The organism is Symmachiella macrocystis (genome assembly GCF_007860075.1).
Classification (GTDB): domain Bacteria; phylum Planctomycetota; class Planctomycetia; order Planctomycetales; family Planctomycetaceae; genus Symmachiella; species Symmachiella macrocystis.
On record NZ_SJPP01000002.1, the window covers coordinates 69218 to 79762 of the forward strand.

The following is a 10545-nucleotide window of genomic DNA, read 5'->3' on the forward strand; positions in this document are numbered from 1 at the left end:
ATTACGGGTGTTGAGCACACCAAGTTTGCCACATCGTGCGATAGACTGCTTCGATTTCCTGTGTGTAACCGGTCGCATCGCAGAGTGGAGAATCGGCACAGACGGTTCGCAGCTCGCGCCGCAACTCTGCCAGACAGTCCGTTTGCCCATCCCAAGCAATCGCGCGCCGCACAAAATCATCCGGGGTCTCGGCGATGCACCCGGTTAAACCAATTTGCGTGAGCAGGCTGGAGGTCATGCGGCTAACGTAGCAATTTCCGCGTAAGGTCAGCACGGGGACCCCCATCCACAGCGCTTCACAAGTTGTCGTCGAGCCGCCGTAGGGAATTGGATCGAGGGCCACGTCAACCCGCGAATACAGCTGCAGATGGTCACGCAATGATTCTGCGCGCGGAATCAAATCAATCCGGTCCGCGGCAACGCCGCACCTGGAGAACTCCGCTAGGGTGATCTCGCGCATTTCTTGCGACACATAGGCACGGTCCTTGAGCACCAAACGTGACGTCGGCAGCGATTCCAACACCCGCGACCACAATCGAATGACAGCGGGATTGATTTTGACCCTCTTGTTGAAGGAACCGAAGGTCAAAAAGCCATTGCGTAGCATTGGTGGCGGGGCAACGTCTGGGGCTGCCGTCGGAGGAGCATAACAGGCGATGCCCCGCTGTAGCCGGATGAGTGTTTCGGTATGCCGCCGCGATTCTCCCGGGGGATCCGCAACCGTGTCGGTCAACCAATAGTCCACGCTGCTTAACCCGGTTGTGTTTCCATAGCCCAAATAACTCACCTGAATCGGCGCTGGCTTATGAGAAAAAACGCCGAGCCGGTTGCCTGCCGTATGGCCCGCCAGATCGACCAAGATGTCGATCCGGTCGCGACGCATCAACTCCACCACCGCAGCGTCGGTCATGCCGACTGTCGATTGCCAATATCCCGCCAAGCTTTGCAACTGCTGCGTCGTTTCGTCCGGCATTGCCACTTGGGCATAGCAAAATGTTTCGACCGCCGACGGATCATGTCTCGCCAAAATCGGCTTGACGAAAAACGCGACCGAGTGCTTACGGAAATCAGGAGAGACGTAGCCAATGCGTAGTCGCCGCAGCGGCGCGGGGTCGTTGTCATGCTGCACCGCCGATGGTGCCGCGCATTGCATCGGCTGCATTAATTCACAATGTGCAACGAACAGCTCAGCAACATCAAAGTCCGGGTCGTACTGCAGCGCCATCAACAGATTGTCCCGAGCAGTCCGTTCTGCTGGATTGATCCGTAAGGCTTGCCGGTAGTGCTCGCACGCTTCGTCAAAACGGTGTAAAGCGGTCAGCACATTGCCCAGGCTGACGTGTGCTGCTGCGAAATCGGGTTTGAGTTGAATCGCCCGCCGATAGGCGACACAGGCTTGGGCGAATTCACCACCGAGCTGCAAAGCTCGGCCTAAGCCATTGTGCGCCACGGCGAATTCCGGTGCCATCCGCAACGCGGTTTGGAACTCATCGATTGCTGCGTCCAGTTCACCCAACTCGGTCTGAATCAATCCCAGTGTGCAACGGGACATGACAGCTGTGGGATTCAGCAACGCTGCCTGTTTTAGGTAACCAAGCGCCTCGACCAACCGCCCTTGTTTCCACAACAGGTTGCCCAAATTGTTGTGCGCTTCAAAACAAGTCGCATCGAGTTCAATGGCCCGCTGATAACAAGCAAGCGCTCCGTCGAAATCCCCTAAGGCACGTTTTACAATGCCCAGATTCGTATGCACCGCCGGGGCAGGGGTCTCATCGAGGATTTGCGTATAAAACTGTTCCGCCAGCTGATATTCGCCCGCGCGGTGAAAACGCAGCGCCGAATTGACTAACGATTCGCCGACCGTCATGACGCCCTCCTAGCTGAATGACGCGCATCACACCAGCGGCGCCACATCTCGCGATACGATGCCTCTAAGGCGCGCGTGTACTCCGGGCCGTCACATAGTGGCGAGACGCGCATCACATCGCGTAGTTCTCCACGCAGCCGCTGCAATGTCGCTATATCGCTGGCCAAACGGACGGCGGAAGCCACATAGTCGTCCTCGGTCTGTGCAATAAGTTCCGAGAGCCCGACCTGCGTTAACAGGCTGGCCGACATGCGGCCAACATACGAATCGCCGGCGAGCGTTACCACGGGAACGCCCATCCACAGTGCCTCACACGTCGTCGTGGAACCGTTGTACGGCCAAGTATCGAGAGCGATGTCGACCTTGCCGTAAATCGCTAGATGATCGCGCCGCGAATCGGAACCGGTCTCCCAAAGGACTTGTTCGCGCGGAATTCCGGAAGCGTCGCACAGATTCTGAGTCCGCTGCAGAACATGCGCATGGCGAAACGCGCGGTCTTTGAGCATCAATTGCGAACCGGGCACACGCTCCAGAATCCGCGCCCACAATTTCATCGTTCGCTCGTTGAGTTTGACATGACGGTGAAATCCGCCAAACGTGATGGTGCCGTCATTTGCACCAGGCCCAGGGGTGACGTCTGGAGCCGTCGCGGGCGGCTGGAAGCAAAGCATGCCTTGCGGGATTCTGATCAACTCTTCGGTGTGTCGCCGCGGCTCGCCCGGCGGATCGGCGATCGCGTCGGTCAAACGATAATCCATGGTCGGCAAACCGGTCGTCCAGCCATAACCGGTCCCCGTCACTTGCACGGGAGCGGGCTTGCGAGCAAAGATCCCTAACCGGTTCCCCGCCGTATGCCCGCCCAAATCGACCAGAATGTCGATGCCATCACCACGAATTAACTCAGCTGCTTGGACATCGTTCAATTCGGCAATCGATCGCCATTGCCCCCCATAACCGCGCAACTGCTCCGTGCGCTGATCAGGATTTGCGACGTTGGCATAACAAGTGATCTGAGACCGCACAGGATCATGATTTTTCAAAATCGGTTCCAGAAAATCAGCGACGGCATGTTCGCGAAAATCGGCCGAGACATATCCAATCTGCAAACGCCGCTCAGCGATGGCGATATTTGCAAATGTGGATTCCGCAGGATGCAGTCCGTCTATCTGCGCACCCCACAACCGATGCAAATCAAAGCGTTGCTGTGTGTTGACGTCGACTTCGTAACTGAGCGAGAGAAAATAGCTCTGCAAAAACTCCGGCCGTCGCGGCGACAACTTGGCGGCTGCGGCAAAATGCGATTGCGCTTCGTCGTGCTGCTCTTGGCGCAACAACGTATTTCCCAAGTTGTGGTGCGCATCAGCGAATGTCGGCTGTGAGGCCAATGCAGTGCGAAAACAACCGGCGGCCTCGTCGAGCAATCCTTGCTCCATCAAGGCGTTGCCGAGATTATTCTGCGCCTGCGGATACGCGGGCCGAAGTTGCAGTGCCTGTCGATAACTGGCCACGGCTCGGTCCAAATCGCCGTTTTTTTTCAAGCAGTTTGCATAATTGAAGTAGAACTCCGCGCGCGCCGGTTCCATTTCTAAACTGCGTTCCAACTGCCGACACGCGTCCGCCGTTTGTCCTGCCGCCAACAGTGCGGTGCCATAGTTGCAGTAATAGGCCGCGTTAGTCCCGCACAGTTCAATGGCCCGACGGATATGCTGCACCGCAGCAGCATGCTCTCCCTGTTGATGAAAAGCCACACCTAAGCGATGCCATGCCTCGTCCTGTAAGGAATCAGCATCAATGACGCGGTGATATCCGCGGATCGCTGCCGGCAAGTTGCCCGACTGGTGCGCTTCGATTGCGCGTTGGAGTTCCACGCCGGTTGCTGTCATCGTTGCTCCCCACACCACCGCTGCCACATATCGCGGTACAGCGATTCCAAACCGCGCGTATACGTTGTCGCATCGCAAATCGCCGAATCAGCCATTGCGCCTCGTAACCGCTGGCGATAGGTCGAAAGAGACTGGGAATCTGTCGCCAAACGTTCTGCGATGGCCATGTAAGCCGCCTCTGTTTCGGCAATCAACTCTTTCGCTCCGAGGGTTTCCAGCAGGCTCGCTGTCATGCGGCCGACGTAATTGTTACCACGGAGCGACACGACCGGCACTCCCATCCACAACGCCTCACAGGTGGTTGTCGAACCGGTGTAAGGAAACGGGTCGAGAGCGATGTCGACATGACGATACTCTGCAAGATGCTCCGACACGGTCCGGCTGCGACCTAATAACTCCAAGCGTTCCGGTGCTAATCCAGCGACGGCAAATTTTTGGCGCCAAACTTCCGCAACACCGACATCGTTGAAGGCCCGCGTCTTTAAGCACAACCGCGAATCGGGTACGGCATTGATCAACTGCGCCCACAACTGCACAACCGGCGGCGACAGTTTGTCGATGTTGTTAAAACAACCAAAGGTAACACGTCCCGTTTCGATCGACGGCGGAGCTGTCACCGGCGGCGCATCAAGCGGAGGGGCGTAACAGGCGAATCCGAGTGAATGACGCGTTAACTCTTCGGTATGCCAGGAGGTTTCGTCCGCCGGGTTTGTCACGTGGTCGACAATACGATAATCCATGCACGTCAGCCCCGTGGTGCTGCCGTAGCCGATGTAGCTGACTTGCACCGGCGCCAAGCGGCGAGCGAAGGCGGTCATGCGGTTCCCGGCGGTGTGTCCGGCAAGATCGATGAGCAGATCGATTTCATCCCGGCGAACGTGCGTGGCAAACTCATTGTCCGACAACCCGCGCACGTTGCGCCAATTGTCGGCCAGCGATTTTAAATGCTTCGTCGTTGCGTCCGGCTTAGCCACATCGGCGTAACAAGTGACATGCACAGCCTCGCGGCAATGCTGGCGGAGGATCGGTTCAAAGAAGTGCGAAACCGCATGCTCCCGGAAATCGGGCGATGCGTAACCAATGCGCAATCGCTTCTGCGGTTCGCGCGTGTTTGTCAGCACGGTGGGCGCGACACGCTCATTGACCGCTGACCACCGCAAATGTTCTTCGTACAGGGTCTCTTCATCGGTCGCCGGATCGTAATGCAGCGCCATCAACAGGTTGCTGCGTGCCATCGCGTAGTCAGGGCGGATGCGTACTGCTGCGCAAAAGTTATGGGCCGCCTCCCGCACGCGTCCCTGCGCCAAATATGTGATCCCTAGGTTGCAGTAGGCTTCCGGGAAATCCGGGGCCAGCTCAATGGCCCGAGCAAATGATAACCCAGCGGCCATCAAACGATAGTCGTCCAGCTCGATGACTCCCTTGTTGTAGATGGCTTGCGCGCAACTGGGGTCGCGCAGCAAGTACTGTTCATAAACCACGATCGCTTCGGCCCGTTGCCCCAACCGACGCAACGAATCGGCTAACAATTCATAGGCTGCCACCATTTCCGGAGCCAGTTCAATGGCTCGTCGCAGCGCTATTACGGCTTCCTCATATTGCCCGAGACGCTGCGAGACGCGACCAAGTTGCATGTAAGCCTTGGTGTACTGAGAATCGAGAGCAATGGCCGATTGAAAGCTGGCCGCTGCCTCTCGAAACTCCCGGCGGGCGGAGAAGGTATTCCCGAGATTGTGGTGCGTCTCGGGTCGTCCTGGATCCAGCCGCAGAGCGGCGCCATAACTATCGACCGCAGCGTCATATTGCCCCAGTGCGTGTTGGGCGCTCCCCAGATTGCTATGATACGCCGCTTCACTCGGGTTCGCAGCAATGGCCTGTTGGAAATACGTCACGGCTTGATCATGCGCGCCGCGTTGATGTGCTAACACGCCCAGCAGGTGCAGGGCCTCTGGAAAGCGGGGCGTGACGTCCAGTGCTTGAGCGTACAAACGCGCAGCGGCATCCCACTGACCGGCTTGATGCCGCTGCAATCCCTGAGCAATCAATTCCGCAGTGCCGGCCATCGGGGTGTGCCTTGCAACCAAAACGAGTAAACCACGCGCTTTCACTCGTATCGGTTCCCGGCGTCTTACAAGTCAAATGCCATTTCCCCACGGCCTTTGCGAACCGACGAAAACGTTTCAAAACGGTCATCTCAAAACTTCTTAGCCACAGATTGAACACGGATAAACACAGATCAAAAAAAGATATGGGAATTGCACCTTAGAAATCTGTGTTCAATCTGTGGCTAAATTCATCGTCAACTACGCAGCAGTGCGTGGCGATTTCACGACCCACCAATTGAGTAGCAACAGAACGAGCGTTAAGAACGTCGCTGCGACCAGGATCCAGGAATATTTGGGATCGATTTGGTAGAGCGCCGTGGGGTTGGGCTGTGCGGATTGGCGGCCACCGGGGAAGAGGAGTTGCAGGTTTGATTCTTCGGCATCCTCAAAGTTCACGGCAAATCGGCCGACTGTCGAGTCACCTTCGCGAATTTCGTAGACGCCCGCAGTATTGGGGGGGAGGATGTCAATCACACTCCCGCGGGGTAAGGTCCGTTGTCCTCCGTCGTGCACTAACATCAATGGCTTCGGATCAGATTCGTCGGCCGGGTCGACCAATCCGTTGTATAGCCGAAAACGGACTCCCTCGCCGAGTCGGTAGTTCCAACGGTTCAGACCGGGTAGATCGCTACGACGCAGTTCGATGAGATTGCTGATTAAAATCGGCCAGTCGGGGCTTTCGCTGAGGCTGGACTGCTCGAGGTCGATATTGAGCAAATAGGCCGCGGCGCGGGTGCCGACGAGTTGCGCCAGCAGCGGCGTCTTGCCCACGCTGATCAGTGGCGTCGCTTCTTGCGTGACCGGCTGCACACCGGCCCAAATGACCCCCGCGAGCGTGACCCCGTCGAGCAGCGGGTTTTCCTTTTCAATCACGTACGGACCAATCAGATTCTTAGCCGCTTTGCGGGCCGCTTCACTGGGATTGAGCGGACCAATTCCCAACCACCAAGCATTGCTCTCGGCAGCGGGCAGTCGATCGGAGGTGGTTACGATCAAGTCCGCCGCATCGGCCGAAACGACCGCCACGTTGGGCAATGCCAGTAGCGAGCGGCGGAACAGGTCGCGGGCGGGGCCTTCGGGCAATTCGACAGCAACCCCCACAGTGCGGACCTGGGGTTCGATCAGTTGCACACGATTGTCCAACACCAACCCGTCGCGCGGCGACGTCACATCGATATCGAGTTTCCCCACGCCGCCCGGGACGGTGAGATTGAGCGCCGATTTGCCGCCGGCTGAAATCGTGATCGCCTTTTCAAAAATCGGCGTGCTCCCCGACCGGCCCGTCACTTGCGCATCGGCCGCCTTTTCGCCCAAGTTGGTCAAACGCAGATGGATAGTGCCCACCCCGGTCGCCGCATCAAATTCCCAAACAGCGGTCGTGACGGCGACGTTCTCCAATTTCCGACCAACGGAGACGATTTCCATCGCAGCGGGATTGGTCTCCGTTGTGGGAATATGGTCGGTCAAAAACAACAGTTGGCCGGTTTGATCGGCGACTTGTTGGGCGAGGTCCCAGGCGGGGGCGAAGTTGTGCCGTGTCGCCTGCGGTTGCCACGCCGACAGTCGCGTCTCGGCTTCACTCCATGGGACAGCGGGACCGGCCAACATTACCGGTCGCGCGCCGGATTGAATCAATGTCACCACACTATCACTGCCATATTCGTCCATCCGCTGCCGCAATTCCTCAATCGCTTGCTCGCGAAACGTCGCCTCCCCCGGCGGCCCGCCACTCATCGAGGCGGAATCATCCAGCACTGCCACCAGATGCGTGACGCTGTCCACCTCACCAAAGCGGGGTTGGCTGATGATCAACGTCAAAAACAGGGCCGCCAACAATTCCAGAATCAACGTCAGCGTAATCGGCAACCGATCCCGCCGCCGCCCAGCCAACCGCACTTCACTCTCCACAGCCCACAAATGCAAACCCGCGATCTCCAACGGTGGAAACCGGCGGTGATAGAGGTGAATCCCGAGAATCACGGGCAAGGACAATAGGCCGAGCAGGCCGAGTGGATTGGCGAACGTCATGAGGCGGGTGAGCTATATAAATTTCGAATGGATGACATGATAAGCTTGAATAGGATCAACAGGAGTATAGGAAAGTTCAACGACTGTCCCCAGCTGTCCCATGGTTACACATTAAAATTTGATCTGTAGCATACCACCCCGCAACGACGCGAGCCACACCCCGCAAACGGGAAACCCGCCCCTCGCGATTGCCGCGAACCGGCTGCTCGTATACAAATACAGGAACGTCCCCACTCATTCGCACGGAACGATCGCCGTATGTCTCCGCTGCAAAAGACCATGGAATGGCTGCTTGACATCCCCCCCGCAGGGGCGGGGCAGGGGACGTCGTGGAGATATCGCAGTGACTTTCCTTGGCCCGATTGGGTGTTGTTGCTGTTCGCTGTGGCCGCTGTTGCGGTGGTGATCCTGGTTTATCGCCGCGATGCCACCGGAGCCTCGCGGTGGATGCGGGGGCTGTTGGTCGCCATGCGGCTGGGTGCCATCTTTTTGTTGCTGTTCATGCTAAGCAGCGCGTTTCTGTCGGTCGATCGCACCGGCTTGCCGTATGCCGTGGTGATTTTGGACAACTCCGGCAGTATGACGGCGGCGGATCCGTACCAGGATGACGACCTACGTTCCACCGCACGGACGCTATTAGATGCCGCTAACTACGAAGAGGTCACGCCGCTGAATGTCGGTAAGGCGATTTTGCTGCGTGACGAAGGGGATTTTCTTAAGCGTTTGTTGCGGCGGCATAAATTACGGATTTATAAATTGGCCGGGGCTGCCACCAAGGTCGCCGAATGCATCACGCCTGAGGATGTCGACGAAGTCCTGCCGCAATTGCGGGAGTTGGAAGCTGAAGGGGACCGGACGCAATTGGGGCAGGGGCTACGGTCGGTGTTGAACGACCTGCGCGGCGCGCCGCCCACGGCCATCATTTTTCTCTCCGACGGGATCACGACCGAGGGCGAAAAACTCTCCGCCGCAGCGACTTTCGCCCGCCGCAAGGGGGTGCCGATTTTCGCGCTGGGTCTGGGGGATGCCCAACCGGTCCGCGACTTGGAAATCACCGACGTCCAGGTCGACGACGTCGCGTTCGTTAACGATCCCATCACCTTCTTATATACATTGAGCGCGCGGGGTTACGCCGGGAAAACCGTGTCGGTCACACTGCGAGACGAATCGACCGGAGACGCGCTGACGACCGAGCGGATCACACTCGATGCCGATGAACGGACTCAGAAACTGGAATTGACCTACACGCCGCCGGAAGTCGGTGAGTTTCAATATGTGGTCGACGTGCAGTTGCTTCCCAAAGAGGCCAACACAGAGAACAACCGCCAAGTCCGTGGTGTGAGCGTTCGCAAAGAGAAAATCCGCGTGCTCCTGGCCGATTCGCTACCACGTTATGAATTTCGCTTTTTGAAAACCTTGTTAGAACGGGAAAAGACGGTCGAATTGAAGACCGTCCTGCAAGACGCCGATGCGGAGTATGCGGAAGAGGATCGGACCGCCTTGCAAAATTTCCCCGTCAATGAAGAGGACCTGTTCTCCTACGATGTGATCCTGTTCGGCGACATGGACCTGGCGTTTCTCACCGAGAGAACGCAGCAGGAACTCCAGGAATTCGTCAACACGAAGAGCGGTGGGCTGTTGATGATCGCCGGAACGCAGCACAATCCGGTCGGCTATCGGGGAACGCCGCTGGAAGACCTGTTGCCGGTACAAATTTCCGATGCGGTCCGCAAAGACAACCCATCCCTCATCGGCGACGGCTTTCGGCCCGAGATTACGCTCGATGGTCGCAAAGGGACGTCGATTTTCCGCTTAACCGACAGCGAACGCGACGACGAACAGGTCTGGAGAAACTTGCCGCCGTTCATGTGGGCCTTCGAGTCCATCCGGCTGAAGCGCGGCGCGGTTGCATTTGCCGTACACCCTCAAACGAATTCCGGTAACGAGGAAGTTCCCGTCATCGCCATGCACCGTTTTGGCGGCGGCAAGGTTATTTTTCATGCCACCGATGAAACGTGGCGTTGGCGGTATCGTGTGGGGGATTTGTATTTTGGCCGGTATTGGGTCCAAGTCATTCGCTACCTCAGCCGCTCCAAATTGCTCGGCCGGGATCGTGGCGCGGAGTTGACGGTCGATCGCAAGGAATACATGCGGGGCACCCCGATTCAGTTTCGTGTGAATTTTCTCGACGACCGTTTGATTTCCGCCTCGGAGACCGCTGTAACAGTGGTCGTGCAACAGCACGGAGGGCCGCGGCGACAGGTGGACCTCAAGCGACTGCCGCAAGCACCGACCATTTTTGAAGGGACTTTCGCAAATCCGGTCGAAGGGACCTACCACGCGTTCATTGCCTCACCCACCTTTGAAAACGCGCCTCCCAGTGTCGATTTTCGCGTCACCTCACCGATGGGCGAAATGCGTACCGTAAAAATGGACGTCCCCGAATTAACCCAGACCGCCAAGATCACCGGCGGCGCGTACCATACGTTGCTGGAAACCGACGACGTCTTAGCGGCTATTCCGCGCGGTAATCCCGTCCCGTTGGAAACCGAAGCCCCCAAGCAACTTTGGAATTTCTGGCTCACATTTGCTCTGTTTGTAGGCTTGCTGTGCGGGGAATGGATTTTGCGGAAACGGCTGCGACTGGTATGATGAACGTTGG

The 10545-nt window shown here is 57.6% G+C and carries 5 protein-coding genes; 1 reads left to right on the forward strand and 4 read right to left on the reverse strand.

What is annotated here, in order from left to right; genetic code table 11:
- Position 1: 1 nt before the first annotated feature.
- The 4 genes from CA54_RS18365 to CA54_RS18380 all read right to left on the reverse strand — a co-directional run bounded on the left by CA54_RS18365 (position 2) and on the right by CA54_RS18380 (position 7883).
- A complete protein-coding gene (locus tag CA54_RS18365; protein ID WP_146372468.1) occupies positions 2 to 1867 on the reverse strand; it encodes an O-linked N-acetylglucosamine transferase family protein in 1866 nt (621 codons plus the stop codon).
- Entirely contained in the window at positions 1864 to 3750 is a 1887-nt protein-coding gene (locus CA54_RS18370; RefSeq protein ID WP_146372469.1) for an O-linked N-acetylglucosamine transferase, SPINDLY family protein, read from the reverse strand. The genes CA54_RS18365 and CA54_RS18370 overlap by 4 nt, the downstream gene beginning before the upstream one ends.
- Positions 3747 to 5813 carry an O-linked N-acetylglucosamine transferase, SPINDLY family protein gene (locus CA54_RS18375; protein ID WP_146372470.1) on the reverse strand — a complete coding sequence of 689 codons (2067 nt, stop codon included), beginning with the start codon at positions 5811 to 5813 and terminating at the stop codon, positions 3747 to 3749. The genes CA54_RS18370 and CA54_RS18375 overlap by 4 nt, the downstream gene beginning before the upstream one ends.
- Before the next feature lie 240 nt (positions 5814 to 6053).
- Entirely contained in the window at positions 6054 to 7883 is a 1830-nt protein-coding gene (locus tag CA54_RS18380) for a BatA domain-containing protein (RefSeq protein WP_146372471.1), read from the reverse strand.
- Between the two features lie 258 nt (positions 7884 to 8141).
- Between CA54_RS18380 and CA54_RS18385 the strand changes: the two genes are divergently transcribed.
- Entirely contained in the window at positions 8142 to 10535 is a 2394-nt protein-coding gene (locus tag CA54_RS18385; protein ID WP_146372472.1) for a VWA domain-containing protein, read from the forward strand.
- Positions 10536 to 10545: the final 10 nt, after the last annotated feature.